This is a genomic window from Ensifer sp. NPDC090286 (assembly GCF_044769565.1).
Taxonomy (GTDB): Bacteria; Pseudomonadota; Alphaproteobacteria; order Rhizobiales; family Rhizobiaceae; genus Ensifer.
In genome coordinates, this window is record NZ_JBIVYF010000012.1 from 13731 (window position 1) to 32643 (window position 18913).

Below are 18913 nucleotides of genomic sequence, written 5' to 3' on the forward strand. Positions count from 1 at the left end.
GTTGACCGCGAGCGCTCCGGCAAGCGAAGTGCGATCACTTCAAAAAACACTTCCAGATTGGTGGGCACGCTCCTCGGCGATTCCGGACCTTCGTTCATGTCGTGGCGCCAAGACTATGCGCGAGGATTAGTCGATGCGGCTGATACGAGCCTTAAGTGCAGCGTACTCGGGATGTTCCCATTTTGTGCTAAAAAGATGGTGTAACGGGCTGACCCGGCCCGCCAGGTTTGAAGGGCCGGTGGTCGTCCCTCACAATGATGGTGTCGCGGAGTCAGGAGTGGCCTGCTCCAGAGCATCACGGGAGAAACGACCATGAAGCAGTATGCGGGCATCGACGTATCCCTGGAATACTCGAGTGTGTGCGTGGTGGATGCGGATGGCCGCATCGTCCGGGAAGCCAAGATCCTCAGCGAGCCTGATGCGCTGATCGCCTGGTTCGGCGACCACGGCGCGATGGAGCGCATTGGTCTGGAGGCCGGCCCGTTGTCACAGTGGCTGCATGCCGGGATGGTGAAAGCCGGTCTTTGCGTCGAGCTGATCGAGACGCGCCACGTGCGGGCAGCCTTCAAGACGATGCCGGTCAAGACCGACAAGAAGGACGCCCGCGGCATTGCGCAGTTGATGCGGCTGGGCTGGTTCCGACCGGTCCACTGCAAATCGCTGGCCGCCCAGGAGGTGCGTGCGCTGCTGACCGCCCGCAAGCTTATTCAGGGCAAGCTTCATGACGTCGAGATGAGCATCCGGGGCATCTTGCGCGGCTTCGGCCTCAAAGTGGGGCCGACGACGCGGTGCACTTACGCGGGGCGCATTCGTGAACTGATTGCCGGCCATTCGACCCTGGATACGATCGCCACGGCACTGTTGAAGGTGCGCGACGCGCTGGTGCAGGAATTTGCAGGGTTTGAGCGCAGGCTGCGCGCCATCGCCCGCCAGGATGACAAGGCGCTTCGGTTGATGACGACACCCGGCGTTGGCGTCTTGGTGGCGCTGACGTTTGTGGCGGCCATCGATGCGCCGGAGCGCTTCCGCTCCTCGCGCGCCGTGGGGCCGCACTTCGGATTGACGCCAAGGAAATATCAATCGGGCGAGACCGATCAGAGTGGTCGCATCTCGAAGATCGGCGATGGCAGTGTGCGCACCGCGCTCTACGAGGCGGCGCACGTCATCCTCACGCGTCCGGTCAAAGGCTCCGATCTGAAGGGCTGGGCGTTGGCGGTCGCCAGACGAGCCGGTCCCAAAAAGGCACGCGTGGCGCTGGCGCGCAAGTTGGCGGTGGTGTTGCATTGTATGCTCAGGGACGGAACCAGCTTCATAGCTCGTAAGGTAGACCCAGCCCTGGCGGCTTGATCGAAGGAGACGGCAAGACAGACTATTCGGACGGGCACAGCCATCCGCCCTCCGGAGCAAGGTCCCTTCGCCGGGACGATGGATGGGTTAGGCCGCTATGCGATCAGCAGCACGCGATGACTCGCCTTTAAGCACGCGAGCGATGACTGCGCCTCTAAGATTGGCCAGCCGGTCCTTGGCAGACACCATAGAGCAGCGGCAAAGCGCCGACTGCGGACAGAAGCAAGCACCCGGCGAGGGATTGAGCGCACAAGGGATTGACGCAGCGCCCGTTACAGAAGATCGCATAATGTATCGTCGGGAATTCTTGTGGCAGACTGCGCCGACTCTGCGGGCGTCTGCCAATCAGAGAGTCGGCCGTTGCGAATGGCTTGAAGCTCAGCGAGGAAAGCAGTTGCAACCTCGGTCGCTGCAGATGCGTCCCCGGGAGCGACGTCCAGACCATGCGCAGCTGAGCGCCGTGACGATTTCGGATCGTCACGGCGCTTTCGCCTAAAAAGGCGGGTTCATAGGCTCGAGGTACACTACTGGCCGCCAGCCATCGAGTTGAAAGACTCCGTCAACTTCTGCTGGATTTGGTCGATCGAGAAACTCGCTGGGCGCTGGGCCGGAGGGTAGTCTTTAAAGGTCGCGAAAAATTTGCCCACTTCTGCCTGTGCAGGCACGGCGAGATAGGCGTGTTGGAAGACCCAATCCCAGTAGGTGTTGGACGTTATGTCGGCCTTTTCATATGGATCGGCACGCAGGTCGAACATTTTTGGTAGCCGGAGTTTGGTGAATGGTTCCGCCCATATCTGCATGGTGCCGGTCGCACGCTGCTCCTCGAAGACCAGCTTCCAGTTCTCATAGCGCATCGCCACCAGATCGCCATCGTCATTGAAGTAGAAAAACTCACGACGCGCGCTGGTCGGCGATTTGCCTGTCAGGTAGTCGAGTTGATTGAAGCCGTCGAGATGGTTTTTGTATTGTTTCCCGGCGATCGTTGTTCCTTGCAACAGGCGCTCGGTGATGTCGGTATCTCCTGCCGCTGCGAGGAGGGTCGGAAACCAGTCGAGACCGGAAATCATGCCGTTAAGCTGGGTTGCTGGTTTGATATGTCCCGGCCAGCGGATCATCGCGGGTACTCGGAAGGCACCTTCCCAGTTGGTAGTCTTCTCGCTGCGGTACGGTGTGTTCGCCGCATCGGGCCATGTATTCTCGTGGGGTCCGTTGTCGGTCGTATAGATGACAATCGTGTTTTCGGTGATCCCCAAATCGTCAAGAACCTTCAGGACCTTGCCGACGACTGCGTCATGTTCCACCATTCCGTCCGCATACTCGGTTGGTGCGGTTAAGCCCGGGGGGCTGCGATGGTCTGCACGCACGTGAGTACGGGCGTGCATGCGAGTGGTGTTGAACCAGGTGAAGAAGGGCTTGCCAGCACTGTGCTGGCGCTTGATGAAATCAACAGCAGCATCTGACGTTTCGTCGTCAATGGTTTCCATACGCTTTCGAGTGAGGGCACCCGTGTCCTCGATCTTGCCATCGGCTGAGGCCTTGATGACACCGCGCGGACCGAATTGCTTTCGGAAATTGGGGTCTTGCGGGTAGTTGCGATCCTCTGGCTCCTCTTCCGCGTTGAGGTGGTAGAGATTGCCAAAAAACTCGTCAAAGCCATGGTTGGTCGGCAGGAACTCGTCACGATCACCAAGATGGTTCTTGCCGAATTGGCCAGTGGCATAGCCCTGTTCCTTGAGCGCCGATGCGATCGTCACATCCGTCGCCTGGAGCCCGATAGGCGCACCCGGAAGCCCGACTTTTGACAGGCCTGTGCGAAGTGTCGCTTGACCCGTGATGAAGGTCGATCGCCCTGCCGTGCAGCTTTGCTCGGCGTAGTAGTCGGTGAAGATTGCACCTTCTTGGGCAATGCGATCAATGTTTGGCGTCCGGTATCCGACCACGCCCATGGTGTAGGCTGATATGTTGGCTTGACCGATATCATCGCCGAAGATAACGAGAATGTTGGGCTTGCCACCTGGAGAGTTGCTATTCTGCTTGGATGCATCCTGAGCCACTGCGGTGGATTGTGTGGCGATGACGAGTGATGCGGCAGCAGCCAGCGACGTGCCGCCGAGAATAACCGCACGTCTGCTGAGGCGCGTCGGGGCATCATTCCGATCGTCTTTCATCACGAACTCCTTTGTTAAATAGCAAGGGGGAAGCTGCGCCGGGACGGAGTATTATGTAAGTACGTAACGGTAACATTCGACCTAAACGCGGCGTGCCCGTCTCATTTTGGCCAGGCCATGTATTATCGCAATTCATTTCCGAAACACGAACGTAACCCCACGCGAAAGCCTGTGCTTCAGGTACGTTCCTCCATAACGAAGGATCGCGGCGGCCGTCCTAGGTGCAAACGTCCATCTTGGCCTTGCCCTTACCGGTCCTCCACGACCTCGAAATCAGGCATTTTGAACGTCTTGTCGTTCAATGCATCCGTCCCGCCGTAAAATCGCATTGCCGGAAGCGGCCGTTTACCTGCCGTCGGTATCCAGTTCGATTCCAATCCCGCCGGCGCTTCTGGGCCGACATAGAGCGTCACGCCACCATCGGTGTTCTTCTTCATATTGTCGAGGTCATAGGACGATAGCGTCGTGCGGTTGCTGTCGCTATAGATGAACGACATGGTGGCACGGTTATAGACTGTCAGAGCCCAGAATTGCTTGACGGGCATTTCCGCCGGGACGTCGAGCTTGTATAGCTTTCCAGCTTCGAGCGGCTTGCCGTCCTTGTCATACATCGCCATCAGATACTGAGTTGCCGGGCTGTCCGACAGTTCCCTGGGCATGTAGGTGCACCAGAAATATTCTGCCGCCCGCGCAATCAGGTCGATGTGGTCGTCATAAACGAATGTAAAGCGTCGGTTCGCATCGGTCATCAGCAGTGAGGCATAGTGGCGGTCGGGCCAATAAAGGCGATCCTTTGGTATATTGTCGAACCATTCCTGCAGATAAAACCAGACATCGATCGCCGCCTGCCGCATGGCCTTCTTTGTCTTCTCGTCCGGTGCGAAGGGCTTGCCAGGCTCAATGCCGAGCGACTGCAGCATGCCCATCATCACCTTGTCCTGCTCCTTGACAGGTTCGACGCTTATGATGTCAGCCATGTCTTCGAAGTGGCGCTCGTCATAAAAGGGCAGCGTCGGATAGCGATCGTTTATCGGATCCACGAAGCGCTGCTGGGGAGGATTGCCCGCTTCTGAAAGATAGTACATTCGCAGTTTTTGGGCATAGGCGTAAGCATCTGCAACGCTCTTGCCGGGCGCGCGAACCGAGCGGAAAGCAAAAGCGATACGATAGTTCGGAGACGGTACTTGGATATAGCCCTCGGGTATCTCGCCTTCATAACCGGGTGGCGTGAACAGCAGTCTTCCGCCTCCCCCCTTGTCGAGGCCGGAAGGCCCGACGTCGGCGATCGTGAACTGCCACGCGTCAACGACCTGGCCATACACGCTGCCCTCGTCACTGGCGGCCGGAATCTCGAGAACGACCGGGCCTTTGCGAAGGTCGGTGAAGGCCGTGATGTACGGCGTCGTGCTGTTCGCAGTGATCGCTTCCAGCCTCGGCGTCGCCGTGCCGGAATACGCTATGATATCGTTGTCCTTCAGACCGAGTTCTTCAAATGCAGCGCGCCGGAAGCTGTAGATCGCGATTGCGGGCATGTTCCAGAGGACGGCTTCAAACGCCCTCTGGTATTTGATCTGGTAGTCGAAGTCCTTGACCGAGGCAGTCGCGCCTGCGGGCGGCTGGCCTCCCAATGTTTCCGTGCCCTCCTGGGCGAGAGCCGTTGGCGGAATTGCCAATGCTGCGAGCAAGACCGTTGCTGAAGTCACTCTCAGAAACTGCCACATCGCTTGCCTCGTTCTTCGGAGTTAACTGCTCGCTCTGACGGCTATTGTGCGACCGTCACTTGAGGTAATTGCCACGTTCCGCTCAAAACGGCGTCGCTTGGTTGATACATCCGCAGGATCACATAGAAATCGCCTTTCGGCGCAGGCAGCCAGTTGACGCTGTCATCAGACGGCTGCTCGTTCTGCACGGCGATCGTTATCGATCCGTCTGATCCCTTCTTCAACCCTTGCGTATCTGTCCCAACCTTGTATCGCTGGATCGGATTCTCGACGAGCATCTTGTCGGAAGCGTTGTACATCGTCAGCGACCAAAAGGCATCGACAGGCGGTTCGGAGTTCATCTTGATGATATATTTGTTACCGCCATTAAGAACCTTACCATCGGCATCGGTATACCGGATGGGATACATCGCTTCCTTCTCGCCGTTGCCGCCGAGATACGGCCCTGCGACCATGGCCCGCATCGGGTAATTGAACCCGAAGCTGTCGAGTCCCTCGACCCAGTTCCAGCCGTTGCGAACTTCCGACGTGCTGGCAAAGGATGATACGACCACGGCGGGGCCATCGGCCAGCGCCCGAATGACGCCCTTGCGCATCTCAGGGGAAAGCTTCGTCTCGTCGAAGCCGTCCTTGGTCAGTCCCATGCGGGCAAATTGCGCGAAAAGCGCTTCGTCTGCTGGCTTGATCGTGTTCGACTTCAGAACGAAGGCTAAGTGCTTGTAGAACCCGAGCTCGTCACCGGCGATGTTTGGTAGCGGCGCAAGTTCCGCGACCCTTGCCGCGCCAGTCGCCGGGGTCAAACTGAATTTTTTTTGCAGCGCGTGGAGCGGCGCAACATCTTCGCCTTGCGCAACACGCAGGCGCCCCCACAGCCAAATCTTATCAGTCGTGACATCGAGCCTGGTAGCATCGGCTGGAACGTCTCCATTCCATCCCGGAGGCACGATCACATACCGTCCGGCCTTCGTGCCGGTCGTCCGGCGGCCGATGTAATGTTCGAGTTCCTGCCACATGTTGAAGACGTCGATCACATAATAGCGATCACCAGTGTCCGGGACCGAGAGAATGTATGGTTGATCGAGATTGACGACCGCGCTCAGATAGAATGTGTCGTTGTTTGCGGTTGGCATGTCCTTTGCCGATGGTGTCGCAAGTTCCTGCGCCCATCCGATCTGGTTCAGGGGGGCCCGATAACTGGTTGCGGCAACACCGCCGGAGACGTCGGTGTACGACCTAGCGACCCGTTCCATTCGAACAAGCGGATAACCCCAAGTGTAGGCGGAAAGGCCGAGCTGATACCCGTCCGCCTCCAAGCCCCTCGCCGTCACTTCCGGCGAGGCCGGTGTCGTCAAGAGCTTGTCTTCAAACTCCTCGGCGGCGAAAGTTTGGACGCTGCAGAGCGTAATAGCGGCGAAAGCGATAGATAGAATTGTGCTTCGTCGTTTCAAACTCATCACCAACTCCATAAGGCGGATAGCGGCCAAGCCATGGGGCTAGAATTCTCGTTTTCCGGGATCCGCAACGAGTTTTGAACATAACGCGCTTGCACCAATCGGGAAGTACGTTACGGTAAATGGGCATAATTTAGTTTTTTGGTAGGACGAAGAACGGCAGCTAACGCGACATCCGTCAGCACCACCGCCTTTCCCTGCGCGATTTAAGTTGGACTCATCGCACGCAAAGGCAGCCGTAGTTCAAACAGCGAGCGTTGGCGAGCTCTGGAGCAAAGCTTCATTGCCTTCCAGCTCGGGAGCTTACGCGTGCGCAGTGATGGATCTCGGTGGGCGCGCAGTTGCCAGGATGTTCACGTTCTGGGCCCAAATGATCGCATAATGTATCGTCAGGAACGTCCTGATCCTGACTGGATTCTGTCATGCAATCGCATCACATTGAATCGAGTGAAGGAGATTGGCGATGGTTTCAAATGCACTTGTTCAGACGCGAATTGATCCCGACATTCGCGACCGCGCTACTGCAGTCCTGCAGAGCATGGGTCTCACGGTCTCGGATGCCGTGCGAATCCTCTTAACTCGGACGGCGAACGAAGGCTCGCTTCCACTGGAATTGGTCGGCAGCACGGAGGCTCACGATGCCTGGTTTCGTGCCAAGGTGTTGCAGGCTCTTGAGGACACGCGACCCGACTTCGAGGATGCCGAAGCTGAAGCTCGCTTCCGCGAGCGCCGGATGGCGGCTGCGCGTAAAGTAGGAGCGGGCGAGCGATGAGGCTTGTCTGGGCGCAGTATGCGCTTGACGATCGCGATCCCACTTCAGCTGCATCGAAAGTGACAACCCGAATGCGGCGGTTCACGTCGACGAGGAGATTGCGCGCGCCGTTCGGCGCCTCCTGGATTTCCCCGAAAGCGGCAGGCCCGGGCGAATTGAGGGAACGCGCGAGCTGGTGATTCCGCGCACACCATAAATCGCTGCGTACATGCTGATGGCGGATCGCATCCGCATTCTTCGTATCTTGCATGGAGCCCAGATTTGGCCCTTCGCGTTTGGCGACGAGTAACAGTACCGTCCTGCGCATGGCCTTCCTCTGCGGTTCGATTCTATTCAAGGTGATCGAAACCGCGTTCTTCCCCCCTACAAAAACCAGGACGAGCCACCCGTTGCCGGCTACGGCAGTGGTAGTCAAGGCGCAACGGATTGAGGCAATGTACGGCGCGAATTGATAATAATTTCTTGGATGATTGTGCGATCCGCCTAAGTTGCACTATATGGAATTGACGGGCAAGTGCACAGCGCGGATTGCTTTACCCAGGGAAGCTGATGAGGAAACAAGAGGATATTGAGGTCGCCGAACTCGGTGCTGAAGACGTTTATGCCGCAATGGTCGAGGCGCTTCTTGCTCGGGATCTGAAACCTGGCATGAAGCTTTCCGAAGAGACGATCGCCAGCTCATTCCATGTGAACCGGATGGTCGTGCGTGGGGTCTTGAACCGGCTCCACGCCGAAGCGTTGGTTGAGATCCACAAAAACCGTGGGGCCTACGTCTCCTCGCCGACCGTCGAAGAGGCGCGCGAGATATTCGATCTGCGGATTGTGCTCGAACGAGAAGTTGCCTCGCGCCTCGCAACGCAGATCACCCCACCACAACTCAACGAACTGCAGAAGCAGGTGGCCGATCATCGCGAAAGCTATCGCGCGGGCAGGGAGGCCGAAGCACGACGCTTCGCTGAGCGCTTCCATCAGAGAGCTGCCGAAATGGTGGGTAATCGAGTGTTGCAATCGACGCTCGACAAGCTAATCACCCGCAGCGCCCTGGTAATGGCGTTATATGGCCGAAGCTCTTCATCGGAATGCGGCATTGACGAGCATGATGCCATTTTGGAGACGCTTCGCCAGCGCGACGCCGCAGCGGCAGCTTTCGCTATGGTTCACCACCTTGAGCATATATTGGAGCGAGTCAGCTTCGATGGGGAGTTGGCGGAAGAACCTGGTCTCGGTGAAATATTGTCCCGTTATGCCGCGCGGCCCAGGAGAAATGATTAGGGGCCGCTTTGTGGCGGCCCCTCGTCGGTCGTCAAGCTACGAGCTTTTCGAATTTCTCCATGATTTCGGGCCGGCGCTTTGCCAGCCGCGCCTTTATCGCCTCAACGTCGACGGTCAGGATCTCGCGATCCTTCATAACGACCTTGCCATCGACGACGACTGTGCGTACGTCACGCCCAACCGTCGTGGTCGAGGCGGTGAACAAAGGATCGTAGATCGGCTGCTGGTCAATATCGCCAGCATCCACCAGTATCACGTCAGCCTTAAAGCCTGTCTCCAGCTTTCCGAGTTCCCTCCCCATTCCGAGCGCGCGGGCGCCGCCATGTGTGGCGATCTTCAGTAACTCGTCGCTTGAGATCGCAGTGCGCATATGCCAAGGCGTGCCCGCGACCAGTTGCTGGCCGATGCGTGCGGCGTGCGCGACCTGGAAAACGTCCAGCGTACCGGACGAGGCCGCGCCATCGGTGCCAAGCCCGATGTCGATGCCCTTGCGCCACATTTCGGCGACGCGTGGCTGTCCAACGGAATAGTTGTGCAGGCCGCAGTGGCACGCCGAGACTTTGTGCCTTGCATAAAGATCGACTTCCTCGGGCGACAGAAAGATCGAATGTGCACCGTGGAAGTGGTGCGACAGCACGCCGAGTTCTTCAAGGTATTCGGCCGGCCGCCGGCCGTAACGTTCAAGCGCGAAGTCGATCTCATAAATGCCTTCGCACAGATGAGTATGGACTTTGACGTCGAGCTGCCTGGCGGCCTCGCCGATACCCTTCACAAGTTCAGGCGTGCACACAACGATCTGGCGCAGGGCAAGGAATGCCTTTACGCGCTCGTGGCTGGACCATCGCTTCACCAGATCGACGTTCTGGTCGTAGGCCTGCTGGGTCTTCATCATCAGTGCATCCGGTACCCCCATGCCTGTGTCTACAGTCGAGAGGGCGATGAAGCCGCGGATACCGACCTCGTCGGCGGCACGGCCCATCTCATCTGGATGTGGGCCGCCGGCTTCGGCGAAGCAGGTTGTCCCGACGCGCAACATGTTCGTATAGGCGGCCAGCGCGGAAAGATGAACGTCCTCCGGTTCGAGCATCGCTTCGAACGGAAGATAGTAGTGTTTCCAGACTGGCATTTTTGGGGCGCGCGTGCGTGTGATTTCGGAGAGTTTGCCGCGCAATAGATGCTGGGCTGTGTGGAAATGAGCGTCCACCAAGCCCGGCATTGCTATATGTCCCCGGCCATCGATGGTCTGTTCCGCTTTGTACAGGCCAGAGACTTCGGAATCTTTGCCGATCCAAGCGATGCGGCCGCTGTCGATGGCAAGTGCGGCGTCGCGAACGACCGTGTCGGCATCGTCCATGGTGATCAGGTCACATCCCCTGATGACCAGGTCCACCGGCGTGGGGCCTGCTGTCTGCGTTATCATCTCTTAGCTCCTTCCTTCGTTGATCGGTCACATGCACTCGCCGTCTGAAGCCCAATTGTGGGACAGTTTCAGACGGCGTTTTGCGCTTTCTTCAATTTTCTGGTCGAACTCAAATGGCATATTTGTATAAAATCGTCAAAGATGATTGTAACAAAAATTATAAAAAGATGTTGCAACTTGTTTCGGCCAGAGTCATGTTGATGACAACGGAGCCGCAGTTGGCTCATGTGAATGGAGGAAACTCAAATGACGCTCGATGCCTTGCCGGAGCTGTCACGGTCCACGAATTCGCTTCGCGGTGACCAGGGGACATCTGGTGATGACGCCACATTGATCCTGAAGGGATGCCGGCTGCTCAACGTCTACTCGGGGATGACGAGCGAAACCGACATCACCATCGCCGGGGAGCGTATTGTCTCCATCGACAAGCGCGAAACCTATGACGGTCTTCCGGTCGTCGATTGTCATGGCCTCTATGCCATGCCCGGAATGATCGACGCTCACATGCATGTCGACACGACCTTCCTTTGGCCGGGCGAGTTGGCTCGCGTACTCCTTCCGCTTGGAACTACGACCGTTGTTGTTGATACTACCAACAACGCTCATACCGGCGGTGTGGAGGCGGTAGACGTGTTGCGGCGCTCCTTTGAGGGGCTACCCATGCGTGGCTATGTGGCCGCTCCGTCTTATTGTCCCTTCGATGCCGCACTCGGCACGGCAGCCGTGGAAATGAAATCCCGCGACATCGCCGAACTGCTTGGCGATGGGTGCATGAGTATCGGTGAGACGGTCTGGTCCCGCATAGCGCTTGAAGATTTCGACTACATGCGTGTCATTCAGACCTGCCGCGAGGCGGGCTACCGGGTGAGCGGCCACGGTGGTGAAATCCGTCGCGGCGATGAGCCGGCGTTCGACGGATATGTCGCGAGCGGTATTCAGGACGACCACTGTATCGCTCGAGGCGAGGACATCCTGCCTCGCCTGCGCCGCGGCCTGAAACTCTTCTTCGTGGAGTGCACTGGTCGGCGCGGTCAATTGCGGCCGCTGCTCGACGAGATGCTGCGCAAAGGACTGTCCTTCCGTCAAGTGTGCATGTGCATCGACAACAACACCTCCATCGACATAGTCACGAAGAACTACGGCTACCTTGACTATCTCGTGCGAACTGCTTTGGACGCCGGCGTTTCTGCACTCGACACCTATCGCATGGTGACGCTTAACCCTGCGGAGCATTTTCGCCTATCCGATCAGATTGGGTCGATTGCGCCCGGACGCCTCGCCGACATCCTCTTGACGAAGGCCCCTGACGTGTTTCCGCCGGAATACGTCTTTGTTGGCGGGAAGGTCGTAGCCCGCCGCGGTGAACTGCTGGTCGACATCCCGAAACCGAGTTTCCCGGAGACCTATCGAAACTCGGTCAAGCTAGCGAAAGTCCAGCGTGCGTCGCTTAAATGCGACGCGCCAAGAGATGCAACGTCCGTACAGGCACGCGTGTTCGAGGTGGTCGACGGCGATTCCTTTAACCGCGGGTTCGTTCACCAACTCGAGGTGACCGCCGATGGCATTCAACCCGACCCACGCAACGACATCCTCAAGATCGTTGTTGTCGAACGCTACGGGCGTCACGGCAATGTCGGCGTCGGTTTCGTCAAAGGGTTTGGGTTGAGACGTGGCGCGCTCGCGACCTCAATATCGGTGCCGTTCAACAATGTCGTTGTGGTAGGGGCGACTGACGACGACATTTGGCATGCAATCCAGCGAATGGGGGAAATCCAAGGCGGGTTCATCGCAGTCGCCGATGGCAAGGTCCTGGCCGAAGCGTCGTTGCGCGTCGGGGGTATCATGTCGGAGGAGCCCTACGAGACCTTGCTTGCCAGCATTGACCGAGCGCAGCAAGCCGCTGCGGAGCTCGGCTGCACCCTTACAGATCCGTTCAAGACCCTCGTTTCGACGATTCATACGACGCTTCCCGATCTTGGGCTCACCGACAAGGGCCTGATCAACTCGCGTATCGGTGTTGGAACGACTGTCGTCGTGGAAGGAGGTCACCATGCTGGCAACTGATGCATCGGTCGAACGTGCATTGACGAATGTGCGCGTCTCCCTGGCAAAGGATCCGGCAGACCTGCTGCTCAAGAATTGCAGCCTGGTTAACGTTTGGTCGGACGAGACGTATACGACGAGTATTGCGATTGCTGGCGATCGGATCGTCGCAATCAGGCGCGATTACGAAGGTGCGGCCAAGGTCGTCATCGACTGCGCCGGGCGCTACGTGCTGCCGGGTTTTATCGAGCCGCTGGCCAGCGTGCCGGACGTTTCTGAAGCGCTTGCTTCAACCCTGCTGGCAATGGGTGTGACATCGATCGTCCTCGACGAAAATTGCGACGCATCAGGGCGATATGACGACCCGGTGCGATTGCGCCGATGGCATCTCTCGGCGGACCAACTTGGTTGGCAAGGGGCCACGGGCAAGGCACGAAGGCTTCATGAACAGCTGGTCTGTAATTCGCTCGATCAGGTAGCAGATTGTCTTTCCCAAGGTAGGGTGGCAGTGCTCGGCGGTGAGGTTGATCCTTCACGAACGGCAGCGCTGCTGGCAGAGGTCTCCCATTCGCGTATCGAGACTGCCAGGATCCTGTTACGGAACTGCAATGCGGGAGCGGCTCCGTCATTCAATGTGAACCCGGCACTCGGATCTGCAATCAAGGCTGGCGTCCCCGCCTGTCTCGCCGCGCAGATGACATGTCTCAACGCTGCCATCCAATACGCGATCGATCACGAGGTCGGAAGCGTCACGCCAGGACGGCTGGCGGATCTGCTGGTCGTCGACGAACTCGGTCAACCGATCCCATCTCTGGTGATTGCGGGCGGTGTCGTCGCCGCACGCAGCGGACAGTTGGAAAAGAGGAAGAAGAACCGAATGCATGCGGACTGAGGTCCGGTGGTAAAATGGCCGTTAACGACGCGGACGGCTCAGGAGGCCCGTTGAGATCCTCACCGGTCCTTGACGTGTCGGCAACAAAAAAAGGGAACGCTGAGATGAACCACCTATCGATTGGACGTGCGACCATGGGCGCAGCCGTAGCGCTCGCCTCCGCCATGCTTTCGCCGAGCTTGGCGTCCGCCGAATCCGTGCTGCGGGTCGCTATGACCCTTGGCGACATTCCTGCCTGGACGGGCCAACCCGACCAAGGTTACGAGGGTTATCGCTTCGTCGGATTCAACCTGCACGACGGCCTCATCAACTGGGACCTGACGCGAGCCGACGAAGAGGCAAGTCTTCGTCCCGGCCTTGCGACGAAGTGGGAGGTCGACCCGAAGGATCACAGGCGTTGGTTGATTACCTTGCGCCAGGGAGTGAAATTCCACGATGGCTGTGATCTTACGCCGGAGGTCGTTTCATGGAACTTCCAACGTCTGATCGACAAGACAGCGCGAGGTTTTGACCCGGCGCAGTTCGCTCGTATGCGTACCCGGGCGAGCAACATCGACCACGTCGAGCCGCTCGGCGCGGATCAAGTGGCAATTTACACCAAGGCGCCCGATTCCTTTACGCCCTTCAGCCTGACCAACTTCCTGATGATTTCCAGGTGCGCACTGGAGAAGGCCAACTGGGATTACAACGTCTACGCCAAGGCCCCTGCTGGCACCGGGCCATACAAGTTCGACAAGGTCGTGCCGCACGAGCGGCTCGAACTGGTGAAAAACGAGAACTACTGGGATAAGGACCGAATTCCAAAGCACGACCGCCTGGTGCTGCTACCGATGCCCGAGGCGACAACACGTACCGCCGCGCTGCTGTCAGGCCAGGTGGACTTCATCGAAGCGCCGTCACCGGACACCATCCCGCGGCTCGAGTCGGCGGGAATGGTGGTTGTTACCAACACCTACCCCCACAACTGGACCTACCAGGTCAACATGGTTGACCCGCCCTTTAACGATATCAAAATCCGCCAGGCCGCCAATCACGCGGTCAACCGCGAGGACGTCGCCGCCCTCTTGAGCGGAACTGGTGCACCCGGATACGCGATGCTGCCGCCCAGCTCCCGCTACTACGGCAATCCGATCAAGTACAATTTCGATCCGGCACAAGCAACGGCCCTGCTGAAGGAAGCCGGCTGCTATCCGTGCGAGATCACCGTTGCAATGTCGACGGCAGGCTCAGGTCAGATGCAGCCTCTTGCGATGAACGAACTGGTTAAGTCTCAGCTTGAGGCTGTGGGCTTCAAGGTCAACTTCAACGTGATGGACTGGAGCGCACTGCATGACATCAGTCTGAAGGGGCGCGAGGCGTTCCCGGATATTGATGCGATCAATGTCAGCCGCGCGCCGATGGAGCCCTATAATGGCGTACTCGGCTTTGTCATGAAGTCGCGTTTTGCCCCCAACGGGCCGAATTGGGGCTGGTTCTCGACCGACGAAATTGATGCGCTTGGAAAGAAGGCAATGGAAACCTTCGATGAAGAGCAGCGCGACGCGATGATAACCGAAATCCATGAACTGACAGTCGCCCAGGCGCCGATGATCTACATCGCCCACGACCTGAACCCGCGTGCCATGTCACCGAAGGTCAAGGGCTTTGTCCAAGCACAAAGCTGGTTTCAGGACCTGACGCCCATCGCCATCGAGCCTTAACCCGGCCAGGAGCGCGTCGCCAAAGGCGAACAGGAGGCAATAACATGTGGCTTTATGCAATCCGGCGTATCCTTTATGCCGTCCCCATCGCCCTTGGCGTGTCAGTAATCTGTTTCGGGTTGGTGTTTCTGGCCCCGGGAGACCCTTTGGGCTCCCTACTTCCACCCGATGCCACGCAAGCCGACATCGAATACTTGCGCGGGGTCTATGGCTTTGATCGGCCTCTTCCGGTGCAATATTTCGACTGGCTTGTGCGTGTGCTTGGTGGTGATCTTGGAAACTCCATCCAGAGCGGCCGGCCCGTACTCACCGAGATCGGGCACGCGCTGATGAATACGGTTCTTGTGTCTTTCGGCGCAGTCGCGGTCGCGTTCTCGATAGCCTTCGTCTTGGGGACGGTCGCAGCCTACCATCTCGGCACCTGGGTTGATCGCAGCGTCACCGGCCTGTCGATCGTCGGCGTCAGCATTCCCAACTATTGGTTCGGTGTGGTGTTGGTGATCATCTTCGCAGTCGAGTTCAACCTTCTGCCGGCCATGGGCATGGGCAGCAGTGGCTCGGAGGGTTTCAGTCTCTTTCAATGGGAACAACTGAAGTACGCCGTCTTGCCGGTTGCAACGATGTCTCTCGTGCCGCTCGGCGTCATCATGCGCAATACGCGGTCGGCCGTAGCCGACGTGCTTTCTCAGGATTTTGTCCAGGCGCTGCGTGCCAAAGGGCTTTCGGAGAGTGCGGTTGTGCGACACACGATCCGAAACGCGTTGCCTCAGGTCCTTGCCGTGATGGGCTTGCAATTCGGATATCTCGTCGGCGGCTCCATCCTTGTCGAGACAATCTTCAACTGGCCCGGCACTGGCTTCCTGCTCGGGAAAGCGATCCTTACCCGCGACGTGCCCGTCGTGCAGGGGGTCGTGCTGGTTCTTGCCATCTGCTTTGTCGCAACCAACCTCATCGTCGACCTCATCCAGACCGCGGTCGATCCCCGCATCAAGCGCGGCTGAGCGAAAGGAGCAAAAATTATGACTAATGCGACTTTCGACACACCACGAGCGGACGCCGAAATACACAAGGTTCGCGGTTACTGGGGCAACGTTGCCAATCGCCTCAGCTATGACTATGTCACGCTGTTCTTTGCTGGCATCATCGTACTTGTGCTGCTGTCCGCGCTCTTTGCTCCTTGGCTGACTTCGGTCGATCCGAACAAGCCGCAGATGATCGCGCGGCTGAAGCCGATCGGTACCGCGACCCACCTGCTTGGCACGGACGAACTCGGTCGCGACATGCTCGCAAGGCTGCTGCATGGCGGGCGCGTGTCGTTGGCGATGGGGCTCGTGCCGGTGGTGTTGGCTACTTTGATCGGCGGTATGCTCGGCGTGACCGCAGGCTATTTGGGTGGCGTCACCAACACCGTCATCATGCGCGTGATGGACGTCTTCTACGCGTTCCCATCTGTGCTGTTGGCAGTGGCTGTCTCCGGCATGATGGGCGGAGGCTTACTGAACGGTTTGTTGGCGCTCTCCCTCGTGTTCATTCCGCCGCTCTGCCGCATTTCTGAAACGGCGACGGCCCAGGTGAGAAGTCTTGATTTCGTCGAGGCAGCGCGAGCCAGTGGCGCCAACACGGCTTCGATCATTGTCCACCACGTGCTTGGGAACGTCCTCGGGCCGGTTTTCATCTACGCCTCTAGTCTGATTTCCGTGTCGGTGCTGTTGGCCGCTGGGCTGTCGTTCCTGGGTCTCGGCGTTGAGCCGCCAACGCCCGACTGGGGCCTAATGCTATCTGCTTTGCGCCAGGCAATCTACATCGACCCGCTGCTATGCGCGCTGCCCGGGGTCGCGATCTTCATCACCTCGCTATCGTTCAACATGGTCAGCGATGGTCTGCGTCAGGCGATGGACGTCCGGCAGTAACAAGGGAGAACAAAATGGACGTGCACACGACAGTACCGACGCCGGCGTTCTTGGATGTCGCGACAACTCCCGACAACACGGGCGGCGCGGCGCGCCGAGGGGCCGCCGCAATGTCCCCAATGCTGGTGGTAAAGAACCTGAAGAAGCATTTCCCTATACGCGGAGGCCTGCTCAATCGGAAGATTGGCGCCGTGCATGCCGTCGACGACATTTCGTTCACCGTGTTCAAAGGCGAGACGCTCGGCGTGGTGGGGGAGTCGGGCTGCGGAAAATCGACACTGGCGCGACTGTTGATGTATCTGACGCCGCCCGACAGTGGCGGGATAAGTTTTCAGGGGCATCTCGTCGGGGAGAGTTCCGGGCTACCCTTGCGAGACCTTCGGCGCAGCCTTCAGATGGTATTCCAAGACAGCTATTCGTCACTCAACCCGCGGCTGCCCGTTGAGGCTTCGGTCGCATATGGTCCACGCGTACACGGCGCCAGCTCCAGCAAAGCATGTGCCACCGCGCGCGAACTGCTCGGCAAGGTCGGGTTAAAGCCGGAGATCTTCGGGCCGCGATACCCGCACGAATTGTCGGGCGGGCAGAAACAACGGGTTAACATCGCTCGCGCGCTCGCGCTCCAGCCCAAGATGCTGATTCTCGATGAAGCGGTTTCCGCCCTCGACAAGTCTGTGGAAGCGCAGGTTCTCAACCTTTTGCGCCAACTCAAACGAGAGTTCGATCTCACCTACCTTTTCATCTCGCACGACCTCAATGTTGTTCAATACATCTCTGATCGGGTGATGGTCATGTATCTCGGCCAGGTCGTGGAGTTGGGGCCCGTCGACCAAATTTATCATGAGCCAAAACATCCCTATACCGCTGCGTTGCTGCAGTCGCGGCTGGCAATGGACCCCGACGACAAGGTCTTGACGCCACCACTCACGGGCGACCCACCCAGTCCCATCAATCCGGCACCTGGGTGCCGTTTTCGAAGCCGCTGTCAGTTCGCCGAGGCGGTGTGTGAGGCTAAGGCGCCGACCTTGGAGGCCTGGGCGAACCGCGCCTCGCACGTCGCCGCATGCCATATGGCTGACCCGCAATCCGGGCACAGCCGCGCCGGTACGCCCGCGTCCCAAGCGGTCAAGGAGGAGTTGGCACGATGAGACGTTCAGCGGAAGAAACAGGTCCCCTGGTCGAGGTTCGCGATCTGGGCGTTAAATTCGTCACGCGCTCGCGAACGGTGCATGCAGTTAACGGAGTGTCGTTTGACGTGATGCCGGGAGAGGTGCTCTGCATCATTGGGGAATCCGGCTCGGGCAAATCGGTGACGATGCGGGCGCTTATGCGGCTATTTTCTCCGCGAATTACGCGGCTATCGGGTCACGTACGCGTCGCAGATCACGACATCATGTCTCTCTCTGATCGGCAGCTCAATGACATTCGCGGTTCAACGGTCTCGATGGTCTTCCAGGAGCCGATGACGGCACTTGACCCGACTTACACCATCGGGGACCAGATTGCCGAGACCATTGTTCGCCACCAGCAGTGCAGCCACTCCGAAGCGACGGCTAAGGCGCTGGAGCTGTTGCAGTTCGTCAAGGTACCGAATGCCGAGAGACGTTTGAGGTCCTATCCCCATGAGCTTTCAGGAGGTTTGCGCCAACGCGCCATGATTGCGGTGGCGCTATCATGCAGACCCAAGCTGCTGTTAGCCGACGAGCCGACCACCGCTCTTGACGCGACGGTCCAGATCCAAGTGCTGCTGCTGTTGCGCAAACTTCAGGAAGAGCTGGGTATGGGTGTGATCTTTGTCACGCACGATCTTGGGGTGGCCGCTCAAATAGCAGACAAGGTGGCGGTAATGTATGCGGGTCGGATCGTAGAGTTCGGTACGGTACACGATGTCCTTCTCAGGCCGACCCATCCCTACACCATTGGAATGTTGGGCTCGACGGTCCATGGGCAAGATCGCGACAAAGATATCGATGCGATACCTGGCACGCCCCCGGATATGAGTAGGTTGAGCGAAGGCTGCAGCTTCGCACCGCGTTGTCGCTTCGCGGTGGAAGCGATCTGCTCCAAAAGCACACCGCCTCCGGTTTGCTTGGCTCCCGGAAGGGAAACGCGTTGTTTTCGCGCGGGCGAGTTGATTGGCTGGAGCCAAGAGCAGCCAATGGAGGCCATTTCGGGCGTGTTATAGGTCGAGCGTTGGTCCGTGTTCGCATCCTCACG

General features: G+C 58.5%; 14 protein-coding genes and 1 pseudogene. 11 read left to right on the top strand and 4 right to left on the bottom strand.

All coding sequences use genetic code 11. The annotated features are described in order from the left end of the window. The first annotated feature begins 312 nt into the window (after positions 1 to 312). Complete coding sequence (locus ACIQUG_RS33545) at positions 313 to 1347, top strand: IS110 family transposase (RefSeq protein ID WP_402326698.1); 1035 nt, start codon at positions 313 to 315, stop codon at positions 1345 to 1347. A gap of 524 nt (positions 1348 to 1871) precedes the next feature. On the opposite strand, the gene ACIQUG_RS33550 is transcribed toward ACIQUG_RS33545, so the two are convergent. The 3 genes from ACIQUG_RS33550 to ACIQUG_RS33560 form a co-directional block, all read right to left on the bottom strand. Further along, positions 1872 to 3515 carry an arylsulfatase gene (locus ACIQUG_RS33550; protein ID WP_402326700.1) on the bottom strand — a complete coding sequence of 548 codons (1644 nt, stop codon included), beginning with the start codon at positions 3513 to 3515 and terminating at the stop codon, positions 1872 to 1874. 248 nt (positions 3516 to 3763) lie between these two features. Then, entirely contained in the window at positions 3764 to 5236 is a 1473-nt protein-coding gene (locus ACIQUG_RS33555) for a DUF1254 domain-containing protein (RefSeq protein WP_402326701.1), read from the bottom strand. A gap of 41 nt (positions 5237 to 5277) precedes the next feature. Further along, positions 5278 to 6690, bottom strand: a complete 1413-nt coding sequence (locus tag ACIQUG_RS33560) for a DUF1254 domain-containing protein (protein ID WP_402326702.1) — start codon at positions 6688 to 6690, stop codon at positions 5278 to 5280. A 460-nt stretch (positions 6691 to 7150) separates the two neighbouring features. On the opposite strand from ACIQUG_RS33560, the gene ACIQUG_RS33565 reads away from it, so the two are divergent. The 3 genes and pseudogenes from ACIQUG_RS33565 (at position 7151) to ACIQUG_RS33575 (ending at position 8731) form a co-directional block, all read left to right on the top strand. After that, positions 7151 to 7459 (top strand): type II toxin-antitoxin system RelB/DinJ family antitoxin, encoded by a 309-nt coding sequence (locus ACIQUG_RS33565; RefSeq protein WP_402326703.1) that lies wholly within the window; start codon positions 7151 to 7153, stop codon positions 7457 to 7459. Next, positions 7456 to 7748, top strand: a pseudogene (locus ACIQUG_RS33570) (type II toxin-antitoxin system RelE/ParE family toxin). The gene ACIQUG_RS33565 and the pseudogene ACIQUG_RS33570 overlap by 4 nt, the downstream one beginning before the upstream one ends. Before the next feature lie 260 nt (positions 7749 to 8008). Then, on the top strand, positions 8009 to 8731 hold the full coding sequence (locus ACIQUG_RS33575) for a GntR family transcriptional regulator (protein ID WP_402326705.1): 723 nt from the start codon (positions 8009 to 8011) through the stop codon (positions 8729 to 8731). A 31-nt stretch (positions 8732 to 8762) separates the two neighbouring features. Here the strand turns inward: ACIQUG_RS33575 and ACIQUG_RS33580 are convergent, their stop codons facing one another. Beyond that, positions 8763 to 10151, bottom strand: coding sequence for an amidohydrolase family protein (locus ACIQUG_RS33580; RefSeq protein ID WP_402326707.1), 1389 nt, complete (start codon positions 10149 to 10151; stop codon positions 8763 to 8765). A gap of 246 nt (positions 10152 to 10397) precedes the next feature. Between ACIQUG_RS33580 and ACIQUG_RS33585 the strand changes: the two genes are divergently transcribed. The 7 genes from ACIQUG_RS33585 (at position 10398) to ACIQUG_RS33615 (ending at position 18881) form a co-directional block, all read left to right on the top strand. Next, positions 10398 to 12215, top strand: coding sequence for an adenine deaminase C-terminal domain-containing protein (locus ACIQUG_RS33585; protein WP_402326709.1), 1818 nt, complete (start codon positions 10398 to 10400; stop codon positions 12213 to 12215). Next, a complete protein-coding gene (locus tag ACIQUG_RS33590) occupies positions 12202 to 13086 on the top strand; it encodes an amidohydrolase family protein (RefSeq protein ID WP_402326710.1) in 885 nt (294 codons plus the stop codon). Before ACIQUG_RS33585 ends, ACIQUG_RS33590 begins: the two co-directional genes overlap by 14 nt. Before the next feature lie 134 nt (positions 13087 to 13220). Beyond that, complete coding sequence (locus tag ACIQUG_RS33595; protein ID WP_402326712.1) at positions 13221 to 14786, top strand: ABC transporter substrate-binding protein; 1566 nt, start codon at positions 13221 to 13223, stop codon at positions 14784 to 14786. A 44-nt stretch (positions 14787 to 14830) separates the two neighbouring features. Continuing rightward, the gene (locus ACIQUG_RS33600) at positions 14831 to 15787 is read left to right on the top strand and encodes an ABC transporter permease (protein WP_402326714.1); all 957 of its coding nucleotides are present in this window, start codon (positions 14831 to 14833) and stop codon (positions 15785 to 15787) included. 18 nt (positions 15788 to 15805) lie between these two features. Next, the gene (locus ACIQUG_RS33605; protein ID WP_402326716.1) at positions 15806 to 16696 is read left to right on the top strand and encodes an ABC transporter permease; all 891 of its coding nucleotides are present in this window, start codon (positions 15806 to 15808) and stop codon (positions 16694 to 16696) included. A 14-nt stretch (positions 16697 to 16710) separates the two neighbouring features. Then, positions 16711 to 17844: an ABC transporter ATP-binding protein gene (locus ACIQUG_RS33610; protein WP_402326717.1), complete on the top strand. Its 1134-nt coding sequence runs from the start codon at positions 16711 to 16713 to the stop codon at positions 17842 to 17844. Then, entirely contained in the window at positions 17841 to 18881 is a 1041-nt protein-coding gene (locus tag ACIQUG_RS33615) for an ABC transporter ATP-binding protein (RefSeq protein ID WP_402326719.1), read from the top strand. Before ACIQUG_RS33610 ends, ACIQUG_RS33615 begins: the two co-directional genes overlap by 4 nt. Positions 18882 to 18913: the final 32 nt, after the last annotated feature.